This is a genomic window from Brevibacterium antiquum, assembly GCF_016107655.1.
GTDB lineage: Bacteria > Actinomycetota > Actinomycetes > Actinomycetales > Brevibacteriaceae > Brevibacterium > Brevibacterium antiquum.
In genome coordinates this window covers 265,262-290,768 of sequence record NZ_JABASX010000002.1, presented here as the reverse complement: position 1 = coordinate 290,768, position 25,507 = coordinate 265,262, and the positions used below count along the sequence as shown (strand labels likewise).

24 protein-coding genes and 1 riboswitch are annotated in these 25,507 nt (G+C 62.8%); of the genes, 11 read left to right on the top strand and 13 right to left on the bottom strand.

What is annotated here, in order from left to right; all coding sequences use genetic code 11:
• Positions 1 to 202: 202 nt before the first annotated feature.
• Entirely contained in the window at positions 203 to 1,384 is a 1,182-nt protein-coding gene (locus JFC13_RS04585; RefSeq protein ID WP_198395920.1) for a CobW family GTP-binding protein, read from the bottom strand.
• Between the two features lie 88 nt (positions 1,385 to 1,472).
• On the opposite strand from JFC13_RS04585, the gene JFC13_RS04580 reads away from it, so the two are divergent.
• Complete coding sequence (locus tag JFC13_RS04580) at positions 1,473 to 1,931, top strand: Fur family transcriptional regulator (RefSeq protein ID WP_198395919.1); 459 nt, start codon at positions 1,473 to 1,475, stop codon at positions 1,929 to 1,931.
• A gap of 52 nt (positions 1,932 to 1,983) precedes the next feature.
• Here the strand turns inward: JFC13_RS04580 and JFC13_RS04575 are convergent, their stop codons facing one another.
• Positions 1,984 to 3,051, bottom strand: a complete 1,068-nt coding sequence (locus JFC13_RS04575; RefSeq protein WP_198395918.1) for a GTP-binding protein — start codon at positions 3,049 to 3,051, stop codon at positions 1,984 to 1,986.
• Positions 3,052 to 3,119: 68 nt separating this feature from the next.
• Here JFC13_RS04575 and ykgO point away from each other — a divergent pair, with 68 nt between their 5' ends.
• Positions 3,120 to 3,242, top strand: coding sequence for a type B 50S ribosomal protein L36 (gene ykgO, locus JFC13_RS04570; RefSeq protein WP_096162004.1), 123 nt, complete (start codon positions 3,120 to 3,122; stop codon positions 3,240 to 3,242).
• A 7-nt stretch (positions 3,243 to 3,249) separates the two neighbouring features.
• Here ykgO and JFC13_RS04565 read toward each other — a convergent pair whose 3' ends face one another.
• Complete coding sequence (locus JFC13_RS04565) at positions 3,250 to 3,939, bottom strand: GntR family transcriptional regulator (protein WP_198395917.1); 690 nt, start codon at positions 3,937 to 3,939, stop codon at positions 3,250 to 3,252.
• A 537-nt stretch (positions 3,940 to 4,476) separates the two neighbouring features.
• Between JFC13_RS04565 and JFC13_RS04560 the strand changes: the two genes are divergently transcribed.
• Entirely contained in the window at positions 4,477 to 6,132 is a 1,656-nt protein-coding gene (locus JFC13_RS04560) for an APC family permease (protein ID WP_232488189.1), read from the top strand.
• A gap of 39 nt (positions 6,133 to 6,171) precedes the next feature.
• Here JFC13_RS04560 and mobA read toward each other — a convergent pair whose 3' ends face one another.
• The gene (mobA, locus tag JFC13_RS04555; protein WP_198395915.1) at positions 6,172 to 6,813 is read right to left on the bottom strand and encodes a molybdenum cofactor guanylyltransferase; all 642 of its coding nucleotides are present in this window, start codon (positions 6,811 to 6,813) and stop codon (positions 6,172 to 6,174) included.
• Positions 6,814 to 7,008: 195 nt separating this feature from the next.
• Here mobA and JFC13_RS04550 point away from each other — a divergent pair, with 195 nt between their 5' ends.
• From JFC13_RS04550 to JFC13_RS04535, 4 genes are all read left to right on the top strand, one after another.
• On the top strand, positions 7,009 to 8,733 hold the full coding sequence (locus tag JFC13_RS04550) for an amidase (protein ID WP_198395914.1): 1,725 nt from the start codon (positions 7,009 to 7,011) through the stop codon (positions 8,731 to 8,733).
• Between the two features lie 112 nt (positions 8,734 to 8,845).
• Positions 8,846 to 9,619, top strand: coding sequence for an isocitrate lyase/PEP mutase family protein (locus tag JFC13_RS04545; RefSeq protein WP_198395913.1), 774 nt, complete (start codon positions 8,846 to 8,848; stop codon positions 9,617 to 9,619).
• A gap of 74 nt (positions 9,620 to 9,693) precedes the next feature.
• A complete protein-coding gene (locus JFC13_RS04540) occupies positions 9,694 to 10,455 on the top strand; it encodes a VOC family protein (protein ID WP_198395912.1) in 762 nt (253 codons plus the stop codon).
• Positions 10,452 to 10,964 (top strand): hypothetical protein, encoded by a 513-nt coding sequence (locus JFC13_RS04535; protein WP_198395911.1) that lies wholly within the window; start codon positions 10,452 to 10,454, stop codon positions 10,962 to 10,964. The genes JFC13_RS04540 and JFC13_RS04535 overlap by 4 nt, the downstream gene beginning before the upstream one ends.
• A 50-nt stretch (positions 10,965 to 11,014) precedes the next feature.
• On the opposite strand, the gene JFC13_RS04530 is transcribed toward JFC13_RS04535, so the two are convergent.
• On the bottom strand, positions 11,015 to 13,138 hold the full coding sequence (locus JFC13_RS04530; RefSeq protein WP_198395910.1) for a RecQ family ATP-dependent DNA helicase: 2,124 nt from the start codon (positions 13,136 to 13,138) through the stop codon (positions 11,015 to 11,017).
• An 82-nt stretch (positions 13,139 to 13,220) separates the two neighbouring features.
• Positions 13,221 to 13,700 carry a hypothetical protein gene (locus tag JFC13_RS04525; RefSeq protein WP_198395909.1) on the bottom strand — a complete coding sequence of 160 codons (480 nt, stop codon included), beginning with the start codon at positions 13,698 to 13,700 and terminating at the stop codon, positions 13,221 to 13,223.
• A gap of 160 nt (positions 13,701 to 13,860) precedes the next feature.
• Here JFC13_RS04525 and JFC13_RS04520 point away from each other — a divergent pair, with 160 nt between their 5' ends.
• Positions 13,861 to 14,451, top strand: coding sequence for a TetR/AcrR family transcriptional regulator (locus tag JFC13_RS04520; RefSeq protein ID WP_198395908.1), 591 nt, complete (start codon positions 13,861 to 13,863; stop codon positions 14,449 to 14,451).
• A gap of 59 nt (positions 14,452 to 14,510) precedes the next feature.
• On the opposite strand, the gene JFC13_RS04515 is transcribed toward JFC13_RS04520, so the two are convergent.
• The gene (locus tag JFC13_RS04515) at positions 14,511 to 15,461 is read right to left on the bottom strand and encodes an ArgP/LysG family DNA-binding transcriptional regulator (RefSeq protein ID WP_232488188.1); all 951 of its coding nucleotides are present in this window, start codon (positions 15,459 to 15,461) and stop codon (positions 14,511 to 14,513) included.
• A 69-nt stretch (positions 15,462 to 15,530) separates the two neighbouring features.
• Here JFC13_RS04515 and JFC13_RS04510 point away from each other — a divergent pair, with 69 nt between their 5' ends.
• Both JFC13_RS04510 and JFC13_RS04505 read left to right on the top strand, forming a co-directional pair.
• The gene (locus JFC13_RS04510; protein ID WP_198395906.1) at positions 15,531 to 16,130 is read left to right on the top strand and encodes a LysE/ArgO family amino acid transporter; all 600 of its coding nucleotides are present in this window, start codon (positions 15,531 to 15,533) and stop codon (positions 16,128 to 16,130) included.
• A gap of 109 nt (positions 16,131 to 16,239) precedes the next feature.
• The gene (locus JFC13_RS04505) at positions 16,240 to 16,962 is read left to right on the top strand and encodes an AAA family ATPase (RefSeq protein ID WP_198395905.1); all 723 of its coding nucleotides are present in this window, start codon (positions 16,240 to 16,242) and stop codon (positions 16,960 to 16,962) included.
• A gap of 80 nt (positions 16,963 to 17,042) precedes the next feature.
• On the opposite strand, the gene JFC13_RS04500 is transcribed toward JFC13_RS04505, so the two are convergent.
• Together JFC13_RS04500 and JFC13_RS04495 are read right to left on the bottom strand one after the other, a co-directional pair.
• The gene (locus JFC13_RS04500) at positions 17,043 to 19,220 is read right to left on the bottom strand and encodes a YhgE/Pip domain-containing protein (protein ID WP_198395904.1); all 2,178 of its coding nucleotides are present in this window, start codon (positions 19,218 to 19,220) and stop codon (positions 17,043 to 17,045) included.
• A gap of 56 nt (positions 19,221 to 19,276) precedes the next feature.
• Entirely contained in the window at positions 19,277 to 20,119 is an 843-nt protein-coding gene (locus JFC13_RS04495) for an ATP-binding cassette domain-containing protein (protein ID WP_198395903.1), read from the bottom strand.
• A gap of 235 nt (positions 20,120 to 20,354) precedes the next feature.
• On the opposite strand from JFC13_RS04495, the gene JFC13_RS04490 reads away from it, so the two are divergent.
• Positions 20,355 to 21,458, top strand: coding sequence for a tellurite resistance/C4-dicarboxylate transporter family protein (locus JFC13_RS04490; RefSeq protein WP_198395902.1), 1,104 nt, complete (start codon positions 20,355 to 20,357; stop codon positions 21,456 to 21,458).
• Positions 21,459 to 21,695: 237 nt separating this feature from the next.
• Here the strand turns inward: JFC13_RS04490 and JFC13_RS04485 are convergent, their stop codons facing one another.
• The 4 genes from JFC13_RS04485 to JFC13_RS04470 form a co-directional block, all read right to left on the bottom strand.
• Positions 21,696 to 22,214 carry a DUF805 domain-containing protein gene (locus JFC13_RS04485; RefSeq protein ID WP_198395901.1) on the bottom strand — a complete coding sequence of 173 codons (519 nt, stop codon included), beginning with the start codon at positions 22,212 to 22,214 and terminating at the stop codon, positions 21,696 to 21,698.
• A gap of 222 nt (positions 22,215 to 22,436) precedes the next feature.
• Positions 22,437 to 23,015, bottom strand: coding sequence for a DUF805 domain-containing protein (locus tag JFC13_RS04480; protein WP_232488187.1), 579 nt, complete (start codon positions 23,013 to 23,015; stop codon positions 22,437 to 22,439).
• A gap of 265 nt (positions 23,016 to 23,280) precedes the next feature.
• The gene (locus tag JFC13_RS04475) at positions 23,281 to 24,591 is read right to left on the bottom strand and encodes an MFS transporter (RefSeq protein WP_198395900.1); all 1,311 of its coding nucleotides are present in this window, start codon (positions 24,589 to 24,591) and stop codon (positions 23,281 to 23,283) included.
• Positions 24,592 to 24,692: 101 nt separating this feature from the next.
• Positions 24,693 to 25,169: a MarR family winged helix-turn-helix transcriptional regulator gene (locus JFC13_RS04470; protein WP_198395899.1), complete on the bottom strand. Its 477-nt coding sequence runs from the start codon at positions 25,167 to 25,169 to the stop codon at positions 24,693 to 24,695.
• Between the two features lie 166 nt (positions 25,170 to 25,335).
• Positions 25,336 to 25,464: riboswitch (FMN riboswitch) on the top strand.
• Positions 25,465 to 25,507: the final 43 nt, after the last annotated feature.

Below are 25,507 nucleotides of genomic sequence, written 5' to 3'. Positions count from 1 at the left end.
CAGGCCGGGCCGGTCGACGCGTCCCCCAAAAGTTGTCTTCTTCCTCCCCCAAAAGGCTGAGTGCGGCATGGGAGGTTGGTCATGATTCGATCCTATGAGCGCTGTGGTCTGCGGGCGCGGGTGTTTTCCTCCGTCTTGGATTCCGGAAACACCGCAATCGTCAGCGTGACGGGACTCGGCGCAGATCGGCGCCTCACTGTTCTCAACTGTGCAGGCGTACGTAGTGGCGGAGTCGCTCCACTCCGTTCGCGCCTCCGTCGCTGCGCAACGCGGCCTTCAGCTTCGCCCTGACATCTGCTTCGTCGAAGGACTCACCGATGACGACCAACGCGCTGTCCCAGCTCTCCTCCTGCGGTGCCGTCGTCGACTGCGGCGCCGTCGTCGACTGCGGCGCCGTCGTCGGCTGCGGCGCAACCGCCGACACATAGACGTTCGGGCCTACCGCCTGGAGGCCGTAGCGCCGGCGTCCGCCCCTGTCGTCGACGAGAATCGAGCCCTTCACCCGGTAGACCCCGGCCGGCAGATCCTCGAGGAAGTTCAGCACGGCGCCGGCGTCGGCACACCCGCTGGCAGTGATCGTCACCGACTGTGCGTGATGGTGGACGGCGACGCTCTCGCCTTCGCCGTCGAGGCCTTCCTGAGCGGCTTCGGCGTAGGCCTGTCGGATGAGTTCCCGGATCGGAAGTTCCGCTTGGATGGGTTCTGCGCTCTCATCCCCGGTTGAACTGTCATCCGACCGTGTTCCATCGCCGCCTCGTTCGGCCCCTGAGCCGGGATCGAAGATCAGCGCCGGGTCGAGACGGCCGAAGCTGGTGCCGACGACGAGGAGTCGCGGATTGCGCTGATGGACCCGTTCCCGGATCGCAGCGACAGCCGTGTCCCGGTCCGCGACGGGGAGCTGATCGAGCTTGTTGACGAGCACCAGGGTCGTTGCCGCGTAGCGCATCGGCGGTGCGGTTTCGGTGTCGACCGTGGCGGCATGCATGGTGGCGTCGACGACGTCGATGACCCCACCGAGGTGGAAGCGGTGGTGGCCCATGCGGGTGACCATCCGTGCCAGTGTCAGCGGTTCGGCGAAACCGCTGGCTTCGACGATGATGGCGTCGAGACGCAGGCGCGGTTTCGCGAGTGCGGTGAGTGCGTCTTCGAGTGAAGTGTCATCATCAAGGCAGCAGATGCATCCGCCCGAGATGGAGAAGGGCTCATCGACCTGCCCGACGACGAGGCCCGCGTCGATGTTGAGGTCGCCGAAGTCATTGACGACGACACCGATGCGTGCATCGGGATGGCGCAGCAGGTGATTGAGCAGACTGGTCTTGCCCGCCCCCAGGTAGCCGGTCAGGAGGATCACCGGGACGGCTCCTGCGGACTGCTTCCTGTTCACATCTCCTCCACATCTGCCATCGGGACGCTCGTCACCCGCTAATGGTAACGTTTTTCATTAATACCCGGACACATCAACGTATGCGCATATGCTCACAGAACCAACTGCGCTGCAGCGTCGGAGGCACAAGGACATGACGGCTGAAGAACCCAAGAAGACCCGCAGCACGGCCCAGAAGGCCGTGATCCGCTCCGCACTCGAGAGCGAGAAGCGCTTCGTCTCCGCCCAACAGCTCCATCGGACGCTTGAGGATCAGGGCCACACAGTGGGGCTGGCCACGGTCTACCGACAGCTCAACGCCCTGAGCGAATCCGGGCACGCCGACTCCATCACCATTGCCGAGAAACAGCTGTTCCGCGCCTGCGCCCAGGACGAGCATCACCACCACCTGGTGTGCGAGAACTGCGGCAAGGCCGTTGAGGTGGAACCGTCCAGCGAGGACTGGATCACCACCACGGCTCACTCACATGGATTCGAAGTCACCCGACATGTGTTCGAGATCTTCGGACTCTGCGCCGAGTGCGCCGCCCTGGCGAAGAACCGATAGCGGTCGCCGGCGAAGAGCCGGCTGCAGTCGTCGGCGGACGGCACCGGCGAACCTATCTCGCCGTTGTGCTCCACGCCGGAAACTCGTCGGGAAAGCCCGCCCACTCCATCGGCCCGGCCTCCAGCTCCGCATCGCTGAGGGCGGCCCCGTCGAGGACCTGCCGCAGCCGGAGCTCGTCGAGTCCGGTGCCGATGAACGCCAAGTCCTGACCGAACGCGAGAAGCTCATCCTCGGCGCCGAGGCTGTCGTCGAACGCCAATGGTGACAGCGTGAATATGCGGCCGACCTGATCCCACTGGGCGGTGATGTGCGGACGTGTGGCCAATCGTGCAAATCCGGCCGAGCGCAGAATGTGTCCACAGTGCCCCTGGAACAGGCATGCTTGCAGCGCGTGATGCAGGCGACCTGGGTGGAAGGGCCGATACTGCTCGTACCGTATGGCTTCGACCATGCAGGATTGCCGTTGCGGTGGAAATTCTTGATTGAGGATCGCCACCCAGCCGGCATCCGGCGGCCGCTGCGCGTAGGTCCTCCCGGCTCGACCGGGCACCTCGAGACCGTCGCGACCGTGCCGGCTGCAGGGATTCGCGACGAGTCTCTGCTCAGCGCTTGGGGCTAGATGGCTGAGCAGCGAGGTCGCCCGCTCGAGCACCTTCGGCTGGAGCGACCTTCCGTTGACGACTGCGATCGTCGAGGCGAATTCGATCTGAGCGACGAGCAGCTCAGCCTTCGAGGCGATGACGCATCCGTCCCCCGCATCACTCGTCAGGGGGACTCTGATGAACTCCTCGGAGTCAAGATCAGCAAGCATGCATCCCACGTCGAGAACGCAGACGAGGTCGATGAGAGTCGTCCCCGCCTCCGGAGCCGTCAGGGAGCCGACGATCTCCATCACCGGCGCCTCCAGTGGGTACTCCACGACGACGCCGGGAACGTGGATCGCCTTGCGCATCAGATTGACTGCCCTGTCGACCGCCTCGAGCCCTTGACCCGTCTGCTCGGCAGGGACGAAGACGAATCCCCTGGCTTCCGCTATATCCCGGGCACAGCTGCCCCGCTCCTGGGCACATGCGCCCGTCACTGCAATCACATCGATATCGGCGTCATTTGACTCCGGCATTGGCATCCTTCCCTCAAAGAAACTATTGTTACGTCTAACAATACTCATTCTCATTAAGGAGATCAGTCATGAAGGTTCGCAGATCCCTGCGCTCGATCAAGAAGCAGCCGGGTTCACAGGTCGTGCGCAGACGCGGCCGCGTCTATGTCATCAACAAGCTCAACCCCCGATTCAAGGCACGTCAGGGATGATCCGAGCTCAGCGCGAACTCCGGGGCACACCCGCACCGCTGTGAGTGAAGATCTCGGGGTAGAGCTCGACGAGCTTTCGGGTGTGGCGAATATGCAGCGCCAGCATCGCCTCGGCGGATTCGACATCGCCGTCGATGACGGCCCGAAGGATCATGCGGTGTTCGGCGAAGATGTCCTCTCGTCGCGAACGTCGGGTGACTGCGTTCGGCGCGAGCAGCTGCCTGCGGTAGTAGTGGGTGAGATTCCACAGGTGGTCGACAGTGTCGTGAAGCCTGATCGTCGTCGGGCCCGCCATCAGCGCTCGGTGGAAGGCATGATCGCGCTCGAGGAACTCACCGGGCGAGGTCGCCGCCTCCACCCGCTGGGCGCTGGCTTCGAACTCGATGAACGACTCGGCCGTGTGCGAGGGCATCGCCATTCTCAGCAGCAGCGGCTCCAGCCGCTCGCGCATCAGGTAGATCTCCCGGCACTCGTCAAGATCGAGGGCGGACACCCACGCTCCGGTCGAGGCCACAAGAGTGACCAGCCCTGAGGATTCGAGGATTCGCAGGGTCTCCCTGATCGGCAGCCTGCTCACACCGAACTCCTCGGCGATCTCTTCCTGCCTGATCCTGGTCCCGGGGACGAGAACCCCCTGGATGATCCGCGATCTCAACTCGGCCGCGATTCTGGCACTGGCCGCCTGATCGTGTGTCACAGTTCGATCCCCTCCCATCGCTCGCGGTGCCCGCGCTTGGACATTCGCTCTCATCCAGACATCCGCCCTCGGACACGCCCCCGGGCGATCGCCTACCCCTCAGTCATCCACCTTCTGCCGTGAAGCATAGCCCCCTCAAGCCGTGAGAATACGCGCCCAGGGCCGCGCAATGGCCCTCGGATAGAGACACGCCTTGCTGATTGCAATCAAACTGCAATCTGCTGCCATTTCGACCGAGGACACTCCGATATGCAGAATTGTCGGCTGGGAATTTCGCACGTCATTGGATCCAATCCGACAAGTAAGCATTCAACGACTCCAGATATCAATTGAGATTCCGCCGATAACTGCTTCGACATTGGATCCAATCGAGCTCAGTTGACGATGTCGAACAGAATCCTGCATATCGCCGCTGGTCACATGAGGTATATAAAGGATCTCTCGATGACCCGAAATCACCATCTGAGTGATTGACATCACCTATTCAAAAGGAGCAAACTTCAACAGTTGAAAGCTGTTAGCACAATCGAAAGGGCAATGATGTCCACAATCATTCCCCCGGCATCCGGACAACCAACGAAGGTCGAGGTCCGGGCCGATAAGGGGCTCAAGAGAGACATCGGAAAGATCGGTCTTCTATTCACCGGCGTCGGTTCGATCATCGGTTCCGGCTGGCTCTTCGGTGCGTTCAATGCCTCGGTGATGGTCGGTCCGGCATCACTCATCTCCTGGGCGCTGGGCGCCGTCATGATGATCTTCGTGGCGCTGAACTACGCGGAGCTCGGCGTGATGTTCCCCGTCGCCGGTGGCGTCATCCGCTTCCCCCACTTCTCCTTCGGCTCATTCGCGAGCTTCACCAGCGGTTGGATCACCTGGCTCTCTGTGGCTGCGACTGTGCCCATCGAGGTCATGGCCGCCGTTCAGTACGCCTCGAGCTACCTTCCCTGGCTCATGCACACCGTCGATGACGTCGCCGTCCTCACCGGCCCGGGCATTGCCGTGAGCATCGCTCTGATGCTGGTCTTCAGCTTCATCAACCTCTACGGAGTCCAGCTCTTCGCTCGGTTCAACAACGTCCTCGTGTGGTGGAAACTCGCCGTCATCGTGCTGGTCATCGTCGTGTTCTTCACTCTCTCGTTCAACCCCGGTCACTTCGCGAGCCAGCAGTTCGGCGGCTTCGCACCCAACGGCATCGGACCGATCTTCGCGGCGCTGCCTGCCGCGGGAATCGTGTTCTCCTACCTCGGCTTCCGCCAAGGAGTCGAGTTCGCCGGTGAGACGACGAATCCGCAGAAGAACGTCCCCTTCGCAGTCATCGGGTCGATCCTCGTCACCGGTGTCATCTACATCGCGCTGCAGGCGGCTTTCATCGGCGCGCTGCCCTCGGATCTCCTCGACGGCGGATGGAAGAACCTGGCCTTCACCAACGACGCAGGTCCTCTCGCTGAGATCTCGCTGCTGCTGGGTGCCGTGTGGCTGGCCGTCATCCTCTACGGTGATGCGATCGTCTCCCCCGCTGACACGGGCCTGATCTACACTGCACTCGCCCCGCGACTGTCCTATTCGCAGGCGAAGGTCGGCAATGCCCCACGCGCCCTGGCGAAGCTCAACAAGCACGGCGTCCCGTGGATCTCTCTGCTCGTCGTGTTCATCGTCTCCTGCATCATGTTCCTCCCGTTCCCCTCATGGGCGAAACTGGTCGGCTTCATCACCTCGGGCACCGTGCTCTCGTTCGCCACTGGTCCGGTGGTCGTCGCCGCTTTGCGCCGTCAGCTGCCCGATCAGGAGCGTCCGTTCAAACTGCCCGGCAACGATGCGCTGCCCATCATCGGCTTCATCTGCGCCAACCTCATCGTGTACTGGACAGGCTGGGAGACGAACTGGAAGCTCTTCCTCGCCGTGGCCATCGGCTACGTCGTCATGATCCTCCACCACATCTTCGCCAAGGACAAAGCGCGTCTGCCGGACCTGAAGATGCGCTCCGGCTGGTGGATGATCCTGTGGATGGTCGGCCTGGTCGTTCTCAGCCTCATCGGCCATTACGGCGGTGGACTCGACGTCATGGGCTTCATCTGGGGTGAGCTCATCACCGTGATCTTCTCCGTCGTCGTCTTCTACGTCGGCATCCGCTGCCGACTCTCGCCAGCGGAGTCGGTCGAAGCCATCGAACAGACTCAGCTCGTCGACGACTGAGCCCGTTTGGCCGATTCGCCCTCGAAGCCGCTTCGACACTTACTGCGTCGAGGCGGCTTCGTCGGGCGAGGCGGCTTCGTCGATGCGGGCGTGAATGCGGTCGAGGTCCTCAGCCGTGTCGAAGTCGGCGATGACGCCCGGTTCCACGTCAACGAGACTGAGCTCGAGCCCTGAGAACAGCCATTTCACCGCGCCGTTCGTGGGATCGCCGATGGCGTCCAGACGCGAGAGCAGAAGCTCTGTCGGCCATGCGGCACACAGGAACTGCGTCTTCCCCCGGTCATCGATCCCAGTTGCCGGCGTCCCTGTCCGTTGACAGGCTTCGATCAGATCGCCGAGGTGGTCCGCAGTGATCAGCGGCATGTCCCCTGCCAGCACCAGAGTCACACCCGCAGACGCTGCGGAGGAAGCGTCTCGAAGCGCGGCGCATACCGCTGCGATGCCAGCCAGAGGACCGGCGAAGGCAGGTTCCTCAACGACGGAATGCACGGATTCCTGCTCTCGCGCAGTCAGCCCATCACATGGTCCGGCCACCCACACTTCGGCGTCGGGATCAGCAGTGCGAACAGCGCCGAAGATCCGTGAGATCACCGTGGTCCCACCCAGCTCCACCGCGGGTTTATGGACGCCGCCGAAGCGGTTCGAGCGGCCTCCACTGAGAATGATCGTCCTGATCGACATGCCCCGATCCTACGCGCGAGGACAGCATGATCCAACGGGCGAAGACGTCAGCGGCAACGGGATTCGCACGACATTTCCGGTCCAGGTGAGCAATACTGTGAGACATCACCAGTTCAGGGCGGGCTGCATCCAGCGGGGCATCGTCGACCCGGCGACGGCGCCCGTTCGCACCGGAATTGCACGGAGGAATCGAGAATGACGAAGTTCGATGTTGTCGAAGCATCCATCGGCTCGCTGCGACAGGCGCTCGAGGACGGAACCGCCACCTCGGTGGGGCTCGTCGAGTCCTACCAATCTCGCATCGCCGCCTTCGATGGACCCGACACCGGCACGAAGTTGAACTCTGTGATCGTGGCCAATCCGGATGCCCTCGCTGAGGCAGCCGCCTCCGACGAACGACGCGCCCATGGCCAGACGCTGGGCCCCCTCGACGGGATCCCGTACACCGCCAAGGACAGCTACATGGTGACCGGGCTGAGCGTGGCCGCCGGATCCCCCGCGTTCGCCGACCTCATCGCGGGCAAGGATGCCTTCACGATCGAACGCCTGCGCGGCGCCGGTGCCATCTGTTTGGGGCTGACCAATATGCCGCCGATGGCCAACGGCGGCATGCAGCGTGGCCTCTACGGCAGGGCCGAAAGCCCTTACAACGCACAGTGGCTGACCAGCGCCTTCGCCTCCGGTTCGTCGAACGGCTCCGGTACCGCGACGACCGCGAGCTTCGCCGCCTTCGGCCTCGGCGAGGAGACCTGGTCCTCAGGGCGGGCTCCGGCCTCGCACAATGCACTCATCGCCTACACCCCTTCCCGCGGAGTCATCTCGGTGCGCGGCAACTGGTCTCTGGTGCCCACGATGGACGTCGTCGTCCCCCACACCCGGTCGATGGCCGATCTGTGCGAGGTCCTCGACGTCATCGTCGCCGACGATGCCGAGACTCGTGGCGACTTCTGGCGAGTCCAGCCCTGGGTCGAGATTCCCGCCGCTTCGGCCATTCGCCCCGATTCCTATGCCGCGCTGCTTCCAACCGATAACGAAGCGGCTCGTTCGGCTCTGGCCGGCAAACGCTTCGGGATCCCCACGATGTACATCAACGCCGACCCCGAGGCCGGGACGAACCCCGATGGCGGCATCGGCGGGCCCACAGGACAGCGGGTCGAAACCCGGGCCTCGGTGATCGCCGCCTGGGAGGCCGCCCGCCGTGATCTTGAAGCCGCCGGCGCAGAGGTTGTCGAGACAGATTTCCCAGTCGTGAGCAACTACGAGGGCGATCGCCCCGGTGCACCGACGATCAGGACGCGCGGCATCGTCAGCACCGATTACCTTGATCGGGAGATCAACGACCTCTCCGCGTGGGCCTGGGACGATTTCCTGGCCGCCAACGGCGACCCGAAGCTGTCCTCCCTCGCCGAGGTGGACGGGACGAGGATCTTCCCCCACCCGGACGGCGCCCTGCCGGATCGCTACACCGGGTTCGACGATGACATCGCCGAATACCCGCAGCTGACCAAGGATCGGCCCTACACCTCGGTGACGGAGATCCCCGATCTCGAAGACGGCATCCGAGGTCTCGAGGTGACTCGTCGGATCGACCTCGAAGAGTGGATGGACGTCAACGGCCTCGACGCAGTCGTCTACCCGGCGATGGCCGATGTGGGACCGGCCGATATGGATGTCAACGAGGCCTCGGCGGACCTCGGCTGGCGCAACGGCACCTGGGTCGCCAACGGCAACCTGGTGCCACGGCATCTGGGCATCCCCTCAGTGACGGTGCCCATGGGCACAATGGCCGACACCGGGATTCCCATCGGATTGACGATCTCAGGCCGCGGCTGGGATGACTCGAAGCTCATCGAGCTCGCTGCAGCGTTCGAAGCCACCGGTGATCGACGCGAGGAGCCGCCGCGGACGCCCAGGCTGTGAGTGAGAGCTAGCGATGGTGGCGATTCACAATCGAGTGAATAAGCCTGAAACCTTCGGGTGAACTCGCCAGATTACTGGATCGTAGCCAGCAATCGGTGGAACAGTGTTGGACATGACCGATTTCTCTGTTCTTGCTGAACGCGCGTCCGCTCTACTCGAAGCCCATCATCAGGATCGTCCGATCGTCCTGCCGACAGTGTGGGACGCCTGGTCAGCCCAGGCCATGGTCAATGCCGGCTTCGAAGCCCTGAGCATCGGCTCCCATCCTCTCGCCGACTCCGTGGGCTCCGCGGACGGCGAGACCATGAGCCTCAGCCAGGCGCTGGCGGGGATCGCCCGCGTGTGCGGCTCCGTGGATGTGCCGGTCAGCGCCGATCTGGAATCCGGCTACGACACTGCGGCGCCGGATCTCATCGCAGGGCTCCTCGAGGCTGGCGCTGTGGGCGTCAACATCGAGGACACCGTCCACAGCGAAGGACGACTGCGCAGCGCCGAGGAGCACGCCGAGTACATCGGCGACCTGCGTCGCGCCGCTGACGCGCAACGGGTGCACGTGGTCATCAATGCCCGCACCGATGTGTTCAAGAATCCCGATGATTTCGAGGACCCCACCGCCGAGGTGGTCCGACGCCTCAACCTGTGCGCCGAGGCCGGTGCGGATTCCGTCTATCCCGTCAGGCTGCCGAACACCGAGACTCTCAAAACCATACTGTCGCAGGTGAGACTGCCGCTGAATGTCACTGCCCACCCGGTCAAGGGTGCCGTGCCCGATGAACTCGACCTCTCTCAGCTGCAGGACCTTGGGGTGAAGCGTGTGACCTTCGGGCCTCTGCTGCAAGCCACGATGTATGACTACTTCGCCAAGTTCACCAGGAACTGGCACTGACAACAGCCGCTGATCCCGCGGCCGTCGACCACAATCACTGAGCAGATCGCCAACCGCAATGATGAGGAGCCGCAATGCCTGAGAATCTCCGTGAAGGACAGCCCGTCTGGATCGATTACACCTGCCACGATTTCGAGTCCACGACGAAGTTCTACTCCGAGATCTTCGGGTGGAAGTTCGAGGATCAGGGACCTGATTTCGGTCACTACAACATGATCACAAAGGACGGAGCAGCTGTCGGCGGCGCTATGCGTGCCGTGAACATGGACGGCACACCGAACCCGATGATCCCGGCGATGTGGACGACCTACCTGCATACCAACGACATCACGAACACCTACGCGGCAGCGCTCACCGCCGGTGCGGCTCCGATCGCCGAACCGATGACCGTCGGACCTCTGGGCCAGATGGCGGTCATCACCGATCCCACCGGTGCCGGTGTGGGCATGTGGCAGCCCGGCGAGTTCACCGGGTTCGACACCCCGCTCACTCCCGGGACTCCGGTGTGGTTCGAGCTCATGACGCGAGACTATCCCGTTGCGCAGGAGTTCTATCGCACCGTCTTCTCCTTCGACATCGTGGCGATGGAGGGGTTCCCGTATTCGACACATGGCGCAGATGAGAACGCTGTGGCCGGCATCTGCGATGCCAGCGAATGGACCCAGGTGTCCTTCTGGCGTGACTACATCAACGTCGAGGACACCGATGCCACCGCGACCAGGGTGGCCGAACTCGGTGGCAAGGTGATCGCCGGTCCCGAAGATTCACCGTACGGCCGCATCGCCACCGTCACCGATCCGGAAGGGGCGACGTTCCAGCTCCAGCAGAATCCGTGAGCGATCGATTCTCACAGCCGCGCTCCCGGTACCTGAATCTGGGGCTCGGCGAGCTCGCGGCTGCAGCAGTGTTCGCGCTGGTCGCGCTCATGTGGCGGTCCCGACTCGAATCCTCCGGCGCTGTCGCGGCCTTGTGGTGGGCTCTACTTCCTCTGCTGTTCGTCCTGCTTCAGGCCAGTGCCTATTGGCTGCTGATGCGCTCCCGGATGCCCGTCAGCAAGGCCCAGGCCGCCCCAGACCGAATGCCGCACATGGCCGCGCGGTGCTTTCGCGGGTTGAGGCTGATCACCCCGGTCGCCCTGATCACGGGTCTGGTGGGTGTGATCGTCAACGCACCTTCCGGGACGATCGCCACAGTCGTCGTGGTCGTCGTTTGGGCGTTCGGAGTCGTCGAATATGTCAACTACTACCTCGTCCGACTCGCCTACCCATGGACACGGTGGGCATCAGAGGTCAGCCAGTGGAGGACCCCCACTCTGGTTAAGGACATCCGGGCAGCCCTGAGGTAACCAGCCCACCCGGTGAGATTCGGGTCCGAGATAGATGCTGATGATCTTCCTCAGGCACGCAGTGCGAGTGCGAACGGCAGCACCGCAGTCGCCCCCGCCTGCCTGAGCAGTCGCGCCCCGATCGCCATCGTCCACCGTGAGACGACCTCGTCGTCGACGAGAAGCACCGCCTTTCCGGCCACTGCCTCCCCGACCTCGGGCGGGACGACGAACGCATCGTAGAGATCTTTCACCCGAAAGGCACTGTTGACCTCGGGGGTGCCGTGGTCATGAACCTGCAGCAGCTCTCCCCCGTCGATGAGTCGTCCTGCGGAGGCCAGATTCGCCGCCAAGGATCTCACTGTCGTGGGCCTGCGCGCGCTTGGCACCGAGACGACGACTTCAGGGCGGATCTCCCAGTCCCATTGGGCCAGGACCTCAAGGCACCATTTGCCGATCTGTGCGGGCACTTCGGCATCGGGAGCGTCAGGTGCGAGGAATGATCTCAAGGTCTGACCCTGTCCCAAGTCGCTGAGCCGTGCGATGGCTCGGCCCTCGGCCGCCAACTCTCCGGCGGGAATGCGGCCCTTGAGCGGGACTCCGATGTTGGCCATGCCGCTGGGCCAGGTACTGCGCGGGTCGATGGGCAGGCCGATGCGATGCAGAGTTCCTGCCGTTGCCTGCCTGTTCTCGTCCGAGATCTCGGCCGACCACCAGGTTCCGGCGCAGTTGTCGCAGCGTCCGCAGGGTGTGGGGTCGGGGTCATCAAGTTGGCGAATGAGGAATTCCATTCGGCATTCGCCAGTGGACTCGTAGTCGAGCATCGCCTGCGCCTCAGCTGCGCGCACGGCGGCGACCTTCTCATATCGTTCCTGGTCGTAGGTCCAACCTCGGCCAGTCGAGATGTAACCGCCCTTGATCTTGGTCACGGCGTCTTCGACTTCGAGGGTCTTCAGCAGCAGCTGCAGGCGGGTGCGTTTGGTCCCGACCAGCGTCTCCAAGCGAGCCACGGACAGGGGGCCGTCCGCCTCGGCGAGGGACTGAAGCACGGCGTTCGCGTCGGACTGATTGGGCATCGAGGCGGTGGCGAAGTAGTTCCAGATCTCCTGGTCCTCAGCACCGGGCAGGAGCAGGACATCCGCGGAGTCCGTGGCACGACCGGCACGGCCAACCTGCTGGTAATAGGCGACGGCAGATGATGGCGCACCAATGTGGATGACGAAGCCGAGGTCCGGTTTGTCGAACCCCATTCCCAGCGCAGAGGTGGCCACGAGCGCCTTGATCCGGTTGTCTTTGAGCTGCTGCTCAAGCTCGGCCCGCTCCTCAGCATCGGTCCGGCCGGTGTAGGCACGGACCTCGTGACCCCGGTCGCGCAGAATTCTGGTGATGTCTTCGGCCGCGCTGACCGTGAGCGTGTAGATGATTCCCGAACCGGTGAAATCACCGAGGTGGGCACACAGCCATGCGATGCGTGCGCTCGCGTCGAGTCCGGGTTGGACCCCGAGCCGGAGGGAGTCACGGGCGAGCTCACCGCGGACGACGGTGGTGTCGTGGCCGAGCTGTTCGGCGACATCGGTGACCACCCGGGAGTTGGCGGTGGCAGTTGTGGCGAGGACAGGGGTGCTGCCCGGCAGTTCGGCCAGGATGTGTCCGATCCGCCGGTAGTCGGGACGGAAATCATGGCCCCAGTCGGAGATGCAGTGAGCTTCGTCGACGACGATGAGGCCGAGGAAGGCCAGCAGCTGCGGGAGGACTTCGTCACGGAACTGCGGGTTGTTCAGCCGTTCGGGCGAGACGAGGAGAACGTCGAGGTTGCCAGCCCTGAGATCATCGAGGACGGTGTCCCACTCGGTGACGTTGGAGGAGTTGAGGCTGGCTGCGCGAACCCCGGCGCGCTGCGCCGCGGCGATCTGGTCGCGCATCAGCGCCAACAGCGGGGAGATGATGAGGCTGGGACCGGTGCCGGCCGCCCGAAGCATTCTGGTCGCCACGAAGTACACGGCCGACTTGCCCCACCCGGTCCGCTGGACCACGAGGACCCTCTTCTTCTCCACCACCAGATCGCGGATCGATTCGAGCTGGCCGTCCCGGAACTGGGCCTCGGGATTCGCAGTGAGCTCGGCCAGGATGCGCTGAGCCTGAACGGCGAATTCGTCGGCGTCGATGGTCGTTGCAGTCGGGGTGGATTCGGTCATGGGCACAGTCTAGATGTCGCCACTGACGCAGCCGCCCAGCCCCTGATCCATCACCACAGCGCGAGCTCGCGCGACCGAGCTCTCAGCGCAGTGCGAGTTCGACGCCCACGGAGGCGAGGACGCCGAAGAGCACACCCCACAGGATGATCGAGATGATCTGCCAGAATGCCACGGCGTTGCGATCGGCACCGAATCCGACCATCGCCATCGAAGTGATCTGAGACGGCAGCAGGGTCTGTCCCAGCAGAGAGACCCCGGGGACACCGAACTTGTCGAACATGCGTTTGAGCCTTTGGCGCTTCTGCGAGGGCTCTTCGCTCTCGTCTCTGTTCTTCCTCGCCCTATCGCGAATGGCTCCGGCACCGTAGACGACGGCGAGCATCGACACCACGTTGCCGATGACGGCCATGAAGATCGCAACGACGGGGTGCAGACCGATCGCGACGCCGATGACGGCACCGAAGTAGGACTCGACGAACGGGATCGCGGAGACGAGGATGATGCCTGCCCACTGCAGCCAGTCGGGGATCGATCCGGCGAATTCCTGGATGCTTTCGATCATTCTGGGGCTCCATTTTCATTGGTTCGGAGTCTCTGTCGATGTGGCGCACGCGAGGGCCACGGTCAATCTCGACGCAGGAACCCGTCCTTCTGGCACAGCGTGCTAGTACGTTGTACTATACAGAAAACAGCAATGATGCGCGAGGCCGAGAGGAGCACGAATGTCGCGACGCGATGACATCATCTCTGCGGCAATCCGTCTGGCTGAGCAGGCTCCGCCCGGACAGACCAACCTCAGTGTGCGGGCGGTCGCCAAAGAGGCTGGGATCGGTGCCTCGACGCTGCGTCACTACTTCCCCACCCAGGCTGACCTGCACGAGGCCATCGCTCGCGGCTCCATGCGAACCGCAGTCAAGGACTTCTCGATCTCCGAATCCGGCCTGGATCCGGTCGATCGCCTTTTCGAGTGCTGCGCGCAGTTCCTGCCCAGCCACGAGCACCGCGATATGCAGCTCGAGCTGTGGCTCACGATGCATATCAGCGCCCTCGGGCCCGAACGCCAGGCCGTGACCCGCAGGCTCCTCGAGTACGGCCACGACTTCACCTATGAGTGCCTGCATCGCTGGCTTGGGATCCTGGCCACGGAGGGGCATATCGACCCCGCCGAGGTGGCTTCCACCTCCGTTGCGCTATTCACCATGCTCGACGGGCTGGCTCTGCACTCGATCGTGACTCCCGAGCGCGTCACCGTCGATGCCGCGCTCGATCAGCTCAGGTGGCTGATCGCGAAAGTACTCGAACCAAGCAGCTGAGCCGTCGACGATGCGACCGGCATTCGAACGAATGCCTTCGCTCTCTGACCGACGCGGGCTCACCTCATCTGGGCTGCGGCCCGATGGAGAGCCTCGGTGAGTCGACCGAGCTTCTCAGAAGCGAGATTCCAGTGATGCCAGTACAGGTCCACGTCGATGGTCGGATCCGCCGAGATCGGCACAAGGTCATCGCTGAGGTCTCCCAGCTGCACGATGGGGATCAGCCCCCAGCCGACCCCGGCCTCGACCGCGACTGCAAATTCCGAGGAGCTGGGCACCACTGACATCGGAGGGATGCCGGTGATCCCCACCCTGCGCAGGAAGGCGAACTGCAGATCATCGTCCTTACCGAAATTCACCATCGGCAGGGACCCGAGGTCCACCTCGGCGTCGGTACCGGACCTGATCTCACCGGACCCGACCTGACCGCCGAGCCCACGGTGTCTGCTCAGTAGCCCCTTCGACGCGACGGCGACGTAGCGCATGGACCCGAGTCTCTGCACCTGAGTGCCGTAGCCGCCGGAGGCCGCAGAGGTGATGGTGCCGAGCACCTCCCCCGAAGTCAGCAGGGGCAGGGCAACGTTCTGGTCGGCAACCTCGATGCGAATGACGATATCGTCCCACTTCGCCACCTCGGCGAAGATCGGGCGGAACCAGGTTGCCAGCGAATCTGCGTTGACCCCGATCCGCAGAACCGTAGGGACCCTCCTGCGTCGGTGGGCCGGGGCGGAACCGACCCCGTCCGGGGCCCCGACGTCGATGCCATGGAGACGATCCATGGTTTCGGACTCGAGGAGCTCGATCTCGCGCGCATATTTCAGGACCGCTTCCCCCGCCTCGGTGACGGTGATGGGGTTCGTGCGGCGAACGAGCACCTGACCGATGCGGGATTCGAGGGTGCGGATGCGCTGGCTCGTCGCCGATGGTGTGACACCCAGAACGAAGGCCCCGCCTTCCACCGTGCCTTCATCGACGACGGCGGCCAGAGCTTTGACGTGATCGATGTTCATGAAGCAATTGTGCATCAGATGAAGATTCTGTTGTTTTTCTTATCACCGTGCGCGTCATAGTCTTTTCGGGTGCTCACTCATCTCATCAGCGGAACCCTCGCCGGTTGGTCGCTCATCATCGCAGTCGGACCGCAGAACGCCCTTGTCCTGCGGCAGGGTATTCGCCGGGAGCACCTCGGCGTGGTGCTCACGATCTGCATCCTCGCCGACGTCCTTCTCATCGGCGCGGGCACCGTCGGCATCGGAGCGATCGTGCTCCTGGCACCGTGGGCCTTGGAGATTCTACGGTGGCTGGGAGTGGCCTATCTGCTCTGGTACGCGTGGGGCAGTCTGCGTTCGGCGCGCGAGGCATCAGGGCTGACGGCGGATACGCATCAGCGCAGTCTGAAGTCCATCATCGCAACGACTCTGGCGCTGACCTTCCTCAATCCCGGGGTCTACCTCGACACCGTCGTGATGCTCGGCAATCTGGCGAATCAGCAGGGTCCGGGAGGGATCTGGCCGTTCACGATCGGGGCAATGCTGGGCTCGCTCACCTGGTTCCTCGGCATCGGCTACGGCGCCCGCGGTCTTTCGCGCTACCTTGCCAGGCCGCGGGTGTGGCAGGTCCTCGACATCCTCATCGCGGTGGTGCTGGTGATCCTGGCGCTGCGGCTTGCGTTCGGGTAGGGGGTTAGTTGCGGGGGCTGCCTCATCGGCACGTCAGCTGTCTTCGCCAGCCGTCTCGGCGCCGTTGCCCAGAATTGTCATGTCCATACCGTCGTCTACATTCGTACACATGGATTCCCGGGTAGATCTGCCGCTGCGGTCGGTGACCAAACATGCGCACTCTCCGCCAGAGCTCACCCCATGGCTGCATGACCTTCCTGCTGTGCGTGACTTTCTGGACGGCTTCGAGTTCGAGCGCACAACCGTCTTCGTCGGCGAGAACGGCTCGGGCAAGTCGACGCTCATCGAAGCATTGGCCACCTCCCTTGACCTTCCGCACGGAGGCGGCACGGGATGGGAGGTTCGAGACCACGCCGAGGAAATCCCGGAGTTGAGCGAACACGTGCAGATCGTCCGCGGCGCGACTTCCAAACGGGGCGCCTTCTTCCTCCGCGCCGAAACAATGCACGAGAACATGGCCTACCTGATGGAGATCGGCGCCGGCCGCGGCCACCACTACTCGCAGCAGTCACACGGTGAGATGTTCATCGAGATGTTGACGGGGAAGTTCATGGACTTGGGGCTGTGGGTCCTCGACGAACCGGAAAGCGCCCTGTCCTTCACCGCCTCACTCACCCTGCTGCAGCTCATCCGAGCGCGAGATCGCGCGGGGCTGCAGACCATTATGGCCACCCACTCCCCCGCCCTCGCCCGCGCAGAGGGCGCCAAACTCGTCGAGGTCGGGGAATGGGGGCTGCGCGAATCCACATGGGATCGGCTCGACATGGTCGACCATTGGAGGCGTTTCCTCCAGGAACCACAGCGATATCTGCGGTATTTCGATGACGGTTGACCCGTTCGCCGCCCCGGACAACGGGGATGACGGGACGACGGTGCGCGCCGACGCACCGCCGCCTCGGCGGAAATCAGGCCCTACAGCGAGAGGCTCGGATGCAGTTGGGTCAGCGTGACCGTGCGCTTCCGACCGCACACGAACATGGTTGCCAACAGACAGATCGCGGTCATCAGCAGCAGGACGACTGCCGCTTGAGCGGCGATGAACATGTCTCCGCCGGCGATCAGGGTCCGCAGGCCGTTGACCGCGTGGGTCATCGGCAGGAAGGGCGAGATGATCTGGAAGATGCCAGGCGCTGTCTGCACCGGATAGGTGCCTCCCGCCGAGGCGATCTGGACCATGAGCAGGACCAGGGCGACAAGCCTGCCGACACCTCCCAAGGCCGCGACGCAGAGTTGGTGGACCGCGTGGAAGCTGGCCACCACGAGGATCGAGAACAATAGGGTCCACAACCAGCTGCCGGCGGAGAAGTCGAGAGCAAAGGTGAGGACTCCGTAGAGCACCGCGACTTGGGCTACCCCGAACAGGAGGCCGGGCACGTAGCCGGCCCAGGCGATTCGGGAGGACTTCGCCGATGACATCAGTGCACGGTACGGGATCGCGTTGATGACCATGTAGGTGATCATGCCGCCGATCCACAGGGCGAGGGAGACGAAGAACGCGGCCAGGCCCTCGCCGTAGGCGTCCACGGAGTTGTCCTTGAGCTTCTGGGCATCGACGGGCACAGCGACGACGTCCGAGCGATTCTCGCGGTCGGACTTGTCATAGGTCGGGATCTGCTTGAGGCCATCGGCCAGCTTGTCGGCGAGCTCCCCGGAACCGTCGACGAGCTTCTTCGCACCCTTGTCGAGTTCATCTGAGCCGTCAGCCAGCTGTGAGGATCCGTCCTTGAGGTCGGCAACGCCCGTCTTGGCCTTCTCGGTGCCGTCTTTGAGCTGTATGACGCCGTCATTGAGGTCGCCGGCACCCTTGGCCAAGTCGCCTGCACCGGCGTCGAGTTTGATCAGCCCGGAGTGCAGATCATCGGCTCCTGTGGCCACCTTCTGTGCGCCGTCGTCGAGTTTGCCGATCTTCTTGTCGGCCTCCCTGATCTTGCCCATGACGTCGTCTACGGCGTTCTTGACCGGATCTTCGAGATCCTTAGCCTCGTCTGCCGCCTTCGACGCTCGCCCGTGGGCCTTGTCCAGATCCCCGCCGAGGTTGTCCATGTCATCGGCTAGTTTCGCCACATTCGGATCGTCGGGGTAGTCTTCGCGCAGCTGTGCGACCCGGTCATCCATGTCGCCGTTGACCGTGTTCCGCGCCGAGTCGAAGTCGTCCTCCGCCTGGTTCAGCTTGGGCCGCGTCCCGTCGACGAGGTCGTCGGCCTTGTCTTTGAGCTCCTCGGCCCTGTCCGTGGCCTCGTCAGCTGTATCGCGCAACTGGCCCGTTCCGTCGGCGACCTGCCCGGCACCGTCGGCGACCTTCTTCGAACCGTTCTTCGCCTCGGTCGTGCTCTTGGCCAGCTTATCTGCGCCGGTCTTCAGATCGCCGCTGCCCTTTTTCAGCTCACCAGCCCCCTCATCGAGGTCACCGATGCCGGTCTGCAGCGTGCCGACTCCCTTGTCGAGGGTATGCGCACCGTCGGAGAGCTCGCCCGTTCCGTCGTGGAGATCGACGGCACCGTCGTTGAGCTGCCTCGCCCCGTCGACGGCCTTTTTCGTCGAGGAATGGATGTCGTTGAAGCCGAGGTAGACCTCGGAGACGTATTCGGCCGTAGTGGTCTCGTTCAGTCCTGATTTGATCTCGTTGAGGATGGTTCCCGCCATCTGCCCCACGATGAAATTGTGCGCATCATCGGTGCGCAGATTCAGTCCTGCCTGCTCGGGATCGTCTCCGCCGGTCGATACTAGTCGCTCGGAGAAGTTCTTCGGGATCTCGAGGACAGCGAAGTACTTGCCTTCGGCGAGGCCGTCGTTGGCCTCCTCCAGGGATGTCTCCTGCCAGTCGAATCCACCTTCGCCCTTGGGGGTGATTTGGTCGACGAGCTCATCACCTGCCTGGAGCTTCTCACCTTCGGAGCTGGGCTTCTCGGCCCCTTCGTCTGTGTTGACCACGGCTGCCTGAAGCTTGTCGAGGTTGTCGGTCGGTGCCCAGTTGGAAGCCAGGTAGAGTCCGCCGTAGATCGCGGGGATGACGGCAACGACGATGATCGCCAGTCGAGTGATCGTGTGCCGCTTGAAGCGAGAGAGTTCGAGCCAAGGCAGAGAGAACATCGCAGAAACACCTTATTGTCGGGTCTGATTCGGAAAAGCTGATGGAGGCAGGTACCTCAGTGACGGGGATGCCGCGTTAGGGAAAATTTGCCCACCGAGGTGGGTGAGACCTCCGTGGACAATGCGTCGAGAACAAGGTCGACGTCGGAGGAATCTTCGCAGGAGGCGATGACCGTGAGCGGATGCTCTGGATCGCGTTTGCGTCGCAGCTCCTGGTAGATGAGGATTGCCGCCCATGCGCGGGCACGGTCTTCGCGCTCGCGCAGATAGTCGATGTTGTCGAGGACGACGACCGGGGCCTGGGCGAGGCTGGCGAGGCCGAGTTCGAGGAGGAACTTCTGCAGCTCGCTGAGTTCGGAGACGAAGGCCTTGCCCTCGTCATCGATGAGGAAGTCGGCGTCTTTGGCGTCAGATGCGGAGAAGTTCCCCTCGGGAAGCCGGTCGATCACCTCGGTGGCGGAAGTGAAGGTCTCGCGAATAACTTCGATGACCTCGCGCAGAGAGGACTTCGAGACCCAGGGTTTGTACCAGGGCTGAAGCATGATGAGTCGCTCGGCGAGGTGCTGGGCGAGAGTGAAGTCGTTCTCGAGGTCGGTGAGACCAGCGACGTGGCCGACGGACACCTGTTCACGCACGCGACGGGCCTGTTTGCGAATGTCGAGTTCGCCCACGTGGCCCTCGCCGGTGTCCACGCGCATGCGTCCGGCGATCGACAGGAGCAGGGATGTCTTGCCCGAGCCGGCAGGGCCCTGGATGATGGAGATTGCTCCGGGAGGTACGTCGAGGTCGATTCCGGAGAACACGTCTCCCTGCTTTCCCGACATTCCCCATTCGCGAAGGCTGATTTGGCTGACTGCCTGTTCCGTCTCGTCGACGAGCGCCTGTGAAGTGCTCTGCATTTCTACTGCTCCCAAGGTGTGCGACTATGTCGACCGTCTGTGCTGGCCGCTGACGCCAGAAACGCGGGTCACTCGCGCTCCTCTGCCCAGCACATTACGCCACCTGGGGCCTGACAAAGCCGTTCCGTCTGACGCAGGTCAAGTTACTCACAAGTAACTATAGTGGTCGAAGCTGAATATTCTGCCCATATCTCCTCGAATGTCTCCAATCCCACAAAAAGTCGATAATGGAGGAATGAGCAACGGACAGACGAGCCTGGCATACCTGCAGACGAAGTGGGGATTGAGCCCTGGCACGGTCTCTCCCGGATGCTTCGCCTCAGTCATGGCCACCGGAATCATCTCCGTCGGTGCGCATCTCAAGGGCCTAGCGGTCCTCTCGACCATCTTGTTCTGGCTGGCTGTGGTTCTCTACATCTTCTTCCTGACGCTCGTCAGCTGGCGTGCCTGCTCGCACAGCGAGGAGCTGCGCACAGATCTGCACAACCCGTCGAAGGCATTCGGGTTCTTCACCTTCGTCGCAGCAACCAACGTCCTTGCGACCGCGCTAGAGGGGCAGGACCACTTTCGTTTCGCTCTGACGATCTTCAGCCTCGGCCTGATTGCTTGGCTGATCCTGGGCTATCTCATCCCCTTCTCCGCTGTGCTCGGGTCGTCGTCGCCCATCCTCTCGCAGGTCAATGGAACCTGGTTCGTCTGCGTGGTCGCGGCTCAGTCCGTTGCCGTCGCCGCGTCCGGGCTGATGACGAGTCTGCCGGATCAAGACACTGCGTCTGGAGTCAGCTTCGGCTCCGTGCTCGCGGTCATCGCGGTGATCGCCTGGAGCGTCGGTATCGGGCTCTATCTCGTCTGCGCCGTCTTCGTGGGAATGAGGGCACTGCTCCACCGCATCGGCCCAGAGGACCTCGACGCCCCGTACTGGGTGATGATGGGCGCTCTGGCCATTTCCGTGGTCGCGGGCTCGAAGATCCTCGAAGGCGGGACGTCTCCCATCTTCTCGGCAACGACCGTCATCATCACCGGCGCCTCGGCGATCCTGTGGGCCATCTCGACCTGGCTCATCCCTGCGCTTGTCATCGCCGGACTGTGGCGGCACTTCCGTCACCGCATTCCCTTGGGATACTCGGCCGGACTGTGGAGCATGGTCTTCCCGCTGGGCATGTACTCCGTGGCGAGCACGAATGTGGGCAAAGTCGACGGTGTGCCGATCATCTCCTGGATCGGCGCCCAGTGGTACTGGATCGCCTTGACCGTCTGGGCGATTGTCTTCGCCGCGATGGTGTGGTCGTTCATCAAGTCCATGAGTGCGAGGGCCAGCGTCTCTGGTACCGCCGGATAGCGAGAGCCACCGCTGCGTGTCTTGGGTGAGTATCGAGGCGGCCTAGACTGACGAATGTCAGAAGCACAGCGCCTAGCAAGCACTAAACCCTACTGTTGCAACGGTAGATTTTGAAGCGAACGAGGCGCTGCGAGGAACCAACGGTGCCATTTGGAAGTCCGGGAATGAATTGCCACTGACAGTGGTGGCGCCCTCAAATACAGAGTCCGATGGTTCACGCCATACACGGCGAGTCGTTCATGCGTCGAAGCGCTGCCCTTTTGGTTCGGGAGGCATGAGCATCAGGATGAACACCATCATCCCGCCTACGCCTGGAACGAAAATCAGAAGATACAGCGGTCCTGCGAAGCCACCATCGTGGAGTCGCCTCCATGAGATCGCCAAGAGGGGAACAATGGTGCCGAAGTACGCGATGAACATCAGAATTCCTCCGACGACAGCCAATGCTGTGCCGGATTCTGAAGCGGTCGGCGAGGAAGCATATGACGAGCCAACCAGAAAAAGAATCAGCGGGATCCAATTCAGCCCGAGGTAGAAAAGAACCACCCACCAATACTCGCTGCGGGATGCGCGCCCTGAGAATGTGGTGTACTTCTTGAAGAAGCGCTTGATCGCCTCTTCGAACGACGCCTCATAGAGCGGCAAAGACAGGTCGTCAGCACGTGTAGCCTCGCGGGTCTCGCCGACAGCGCCAAATATGAACGGACAATCAGCACAGCAGCGGGCGGGGTATGTCGTGTTCCCATCGTATGTCATGATTCCTTGACGGTAGACTGTCCCGCGCTCGCGCAATAGAGTGCGGCGAACCTCAGAGACGATGCCCGCCAAGCTCCGAATCGTTGGCAACAATTGCGACGATCATCTGGCCACACACAGCAAAAAGCTGCCGCATGCACGATGTGCATGCGGCAGCTTCAAGTCGGCGCGAGGCGCGGATACTCCCATGAGAGTCCTGCGGCAACGTAAGCATTCAGGCGCTCACACGTCGAAGCGCTGCCCCTCCGGTTTGGAGGGAAGAATCATGAGGACAATGAGGATGATCGAGCCGACACCGGGGATGAATGACAGGAAGAAGAACGGCCCGGCGAGATTCGCGTCGTGAAGCCGGCGCCAGATGATCGCCAGATGCGGAATGATGGTGGCAAGACCGATGATCAGCAGGAGGATTCCGCCGATCGCGATCAGAGCAATCGCTCCACCCGACGGAGAGGCAGACTGCATCGCGTAAGGATCCGCCGACGCCATCGACGCAGTCGCCGCGCTCATCCCGAAACCGATCGAGTAGAGGACCACCGGGACGATACTGAGCAAGCCGAGGAACAGGTAGGCGAACCAGTATTCGCTGCGCGATGCACGTCCGGAGAACTTGGCGTACTTCTTGAAGAATCGCTTGACGGCCTGGCCGAACGATGCACCGTAGAGAGGAAGCGAGAGATCATCGGGGCTGGCCGCCCCACGGATCTGGCCACCAGGACCCATAGCACCTGGGCCAGCGGCACCGGAACCAGCAGGATAGGCGTTGTTCGCGTTGTAGGCGCTGTTCGCGTCGTAGGACATGGTGACCTTCGTGTAGGAAAAATATCGTCTCTGCACAGGGAGTGCGATACCAATTGTGCTACATAGTGACCCGAATCCGCGCATTCGCGGTGTTCCAGATCTGGAACGTGAAATGAACAACTGACTGATTTGTTCGACTGGACCCACCACAACGGCACTACTACGCAAGAAGCGCCGGAGAAGACACATCTTCTCGAACGCCCCTGCCGCATCACCTCAGACGAACATTCGGAGCACGCAGCTCTTCGCCGTCAAAGCTCTCGATTCAGGCATCCCCTCCGGTCAGCGCATAGGCCTCATCAACCGGCGCTTCGTCGATGTGACCATCGACCCGGCGCACGGCCTTCCAACCGATCGCGATGACGACGACGGCCAACAGCACCACGCCGGCGCCGAAGAAGTACGGTGCTCCGGTGCCGATCGACTCGGAGACGACGCCGGCCACGATCGGTGCCACGGCACCGCCGATGAAGCGTACACCCGAGTAAGTCCCTGAAGCCACAGGGCGAGGCAGGTCGCTGACCTCCATCGCTGATTCGGTGAAGACAGTATTGAGCACGCCCAGGATCAGTCCGGCGACGATGACGCAGACGATGATTCCGACGAAGGACTCCACCAGGAATCCCATCACAGCCAGCAGCACAGCCAGTGCGATCAACGCGACGACGAGGCTGCGGCGACGCCCGATGCGCTTGGTCAGAAGTGGCGCCCCGAAAACGGAGGTGATTGCCACGCACATGCCCCAGCCGAAGAAGACATAGCCGAGGCCCATGGCTCCGAAGTCCTCGATGCCGGCTTTCGCTGCGGCCGCCTCAACAGGGAATGGACTGTAGGCCAGGAGGATGAAGAAGCCGAAGTTGTACAGCAGTGCGGCGATGCCCAGCACGAGGACGCCGGGACGCGCAAGCGCCCGGAAGGTGGCGCTGAGTTTGATCGGCTCGGGTGAGGTCTTGATACCGGTGTCGGTCTTCCCGCCGGGCAGCAGGATCACGATGGCGATGAAGCCGATGGCCATGAGGACAGCGGTGCCGAAGAACGGTCCGCGCCACGAGATTCCGCCCAGCAGGCCACCCAGCAGAGGCCCGGTCGCAATGCCGATGCCCAGAGCCGCCTCGTAGAGGATGATCGCTTTGTCGGCACCACCGGAGGCGGCACCGACGATGGTTGAGAGTGCGGTGGAGATGAAGAGCGCGTTGCCCAATCCCCAGCCCGCGCGGAAGCCGATGATCTGGTCGACGCTGCCGGAGAATCCGGCCAGGGCGGAGAACGCGACGATGAGGATGAGGCCGATGAGCAACGTGGTCTTCGCACCGATCCGGGAGGACACGAAGCTCGTGAAGAACATCATGCCGCCGGTGATGAACAGGTAGCTGGTGAATAGCAACATCGACTGCGACGGGGATGCGTGGAGTTCGGCCGAGATCGCGGGCAGAATCGGATCAACCAGACCGATGCCCATGAACGCGATGACCGCGGCGAACGCGACCGCCCATACTGCTCGTGGTTGACGCAGAATCGATGCTTCCGCGCCCTCCCCGTCTTTTGTCTGTGCTTTATTACCTGGTGACACGCTCATTGCTGTTCCTGCGCACCCTTTCGTCGATATGTTGTGGTTCGCTGTCGCTTGTCTGATGTGATTCCTCGGCTCGATGTGATTGCCGCCGAGGTGGTTCGTCGTCAGCCGGTCTGCTCGTCGTCTGGCTGAACCTCATCGGCATCCACCGGATGCTGATCCTGCAGGTATTGCGAGACCAGGCCCAGCGCCCGATGGACGCTGAGTCGGTCCTTGGGGGTCAGAGCCTCGAAGTAGGGTTCCATCCGTTCGGCCAGAATGTTGCGGCTCTCGGCCAACCGCGCCCGCCCGGCATCGGTCAACGAGAACTGTGATGCTCGCCTGTCGCTCGCGCTGGCTTCGCGCAGCACATATCCCGCCTCTTCAAGGCGGGCCAGGATCTTCGTCGCAGCCGGCTGAGAGCACAGGTAGCCCTGTGCGAAATGACCGACCCTCACGGGCTGGTACTGCTCGACTACGCCGAGACCACGCAATGTGACCAGGTCGCCTTCATCACCGATCACTCGCCTCAGTGCCCTGGTCAGGCGCGAGGAAACGACAACGAGGCCAGAGACGAGCTCTGCCGAATCAACATCATCCATAACTCAGGTATATACCCAAGTTATGCAATATCGCAAGGGCCAACTCCCACTGTCAGGGCCGCCGCCGCTCGTAAGAACGTCACCGCCTGGACTGCAGCAGGGCACCTGCCGTTCTCATGTGACGGACGTCATGGTCGCCTCGGCGAGAGTCGTGCTAATCTGTGGTCACATGTTCCGGGGACGGTGAAAATCCGTACCGGCGGTGATAGTCCGCGAGCCGACTGCATTCGTGCAGGAGGTTGACTTGGTGAAATTCCGAGACCGACAGTCAGAGTCTGGATGGGAGGAGCATGGCGATCGCGGTCGCTGTGATTCGGTGCATCCCAATGCGCTGTCGC

What these genes read in the sequence shown, in the direction of transcription:
- JFC13_RS04575 (WP_198395918.1), bottom strand. Translation starts at nt 3,051, where the DNA reads ATGCCGGAGTCAAATGACGCCGATATCGATGTGATTGCAGTGACGGGC.
- JFC13_RS04540 (WP_198395912.1), top strand. Translation starts at nt 9,694, where the DNA reads ATGCCTGAGAATCTCCGTGAAGGACAGCCCGTCTGGATCGATTACACC.
- JFC13_RS04505 (WP_198395905.1), top strand. Translation starts at nt 16,240, where the DNA reads ATGGATTCCCGGGTAGATCTGCCGCTGCGGTCGGTGACCAAACATGCG.
- JFC13_RS04500 (WP_198395904.1), bottom strand. Translation starts at nt 19,220, where the DNA reads ATGTTCTCTCTGCCTTGGCTCGAACTCTCTCGCTTCAAGCGGCACACG.
- mobA (WP_198395915.1), bottom strand. Translation starts at nt 6,813, where the DNA reads ATGTCGATCAGGACGATCATTCTCAGTGGAGGCCGCTCGAACCGCTTC.
- JFC13_RS04525 (WP_198395909.1), bottom strand. Translation starts at nt 13,700, where the DNA reads ATGATCGAAAGCATCCAGGAATTCGCCGGATCGATCCCCGACTGGCTG.
- JFC13_RS04480 (WP_232488187.1), bottom strand. Translation starts at nt 23,015, where the DNA reads ATGTCCTACGACGCGAACAGCGCCTACAACGCGAACAACGCCTATCCT.
- JFC13_RS04515 (WP_232488188.1), bottom strand. Translation starts at nt 15,461, where the DNA reads ATGAACATCGATCACGTCAAAGCTCTGGCCGCCGTCGTCGATGAAGGC.
- JFC13_RS04580 (WP_198395919.1), top strand. Translation starts at nt 1,473, where the DNA reads ATGCTCACAGAACCAACTGCGCTGCAGCGTCGGAGGCACAAGGACATG.
- JFC13_RS04520 (WP_198395908.1), top strand. Translation starts at nt 13,861, where the DNA reads ATGTCGCGACGCGATGACATCATCTCTGCGGCAATCCGTCTGGCTGAG.
- JFC13_RS04495 (WP_198395903.1), bottom strand. Translation starts at nt 20,119, where the DNA reads ATGCAGAGCACTTCACAGGCGCTCGTCGACGAGACGGAACAGGCAGTC.
- JFC13_RS04560 (WP_232488189.1), top strand. Translation starts at nt 4,477, where the DNA reads ATGATGTCCACAATCATTCCCCCGGCATCCGGACAACCAACGAAGGTC.
- JFC13_RS04530 (WP_198395910.1), bottom strand. Translation starts at nt 13,138, where the DNA reads ATGACCGAATCCACCCCGACTGCAACGACCATCGACGCCGACGAATTC.
- JFC13_RS04545 (WP_198395913.1), top strand. Translation starts at nt 8,846, where the DNA reads ATGACCGATTTCTCTGTTCTTGCTGAACGCGCGTCCGCTCTACTCGAA.
- JFC13_RS04490 (WP_198395902.1), top strand. Translation starts at nt 20,355, where the DNA reads ATGAGCAACGGACAGACGAGCCTGGCATACCTGCAGACGAAGTGGGGA.
- JFC13_RS04550 (WP_198395914.1), top strand. Translation starts at nt 7,009, where the DNA reads ATGACGAAGTTCGATGTTGTCGAAGCATCCATCGGCTCGCTGCGACAG.
- JFC13_RS04475 (WP_198395900.1), bottom strand. Translation starts at nt 24,591, where the DNA reads ATGAGCGTGTCACCAGGTAATAAAGCACAGACAAAAGACGGGGAGGGC.
- JFC13_RS04470 (WP_198395899.1), bottom strand. Translation starts at nt 25,169, where the DNA reads ATGGATGATGTTGATTCGGCAGAGCTCGTCTCTGGCCTCGTTGTCGTT.
- JFC13_RS04485 (WP_198395901.1), bottom strand. Translation starts at nt 22,214, where the DNA reads ATGACATACGATGGGAACACGACATACCCCGCCCGCTGCTGTGCTGAT.
- ykgO (WP_096162004.1), top strand. Translation starts at nt 3,120, where the DNA reads ATGAAGGTTCGCAGATCCCTGCGCTCGATCAAGAAGCAGCCGGGTTCA.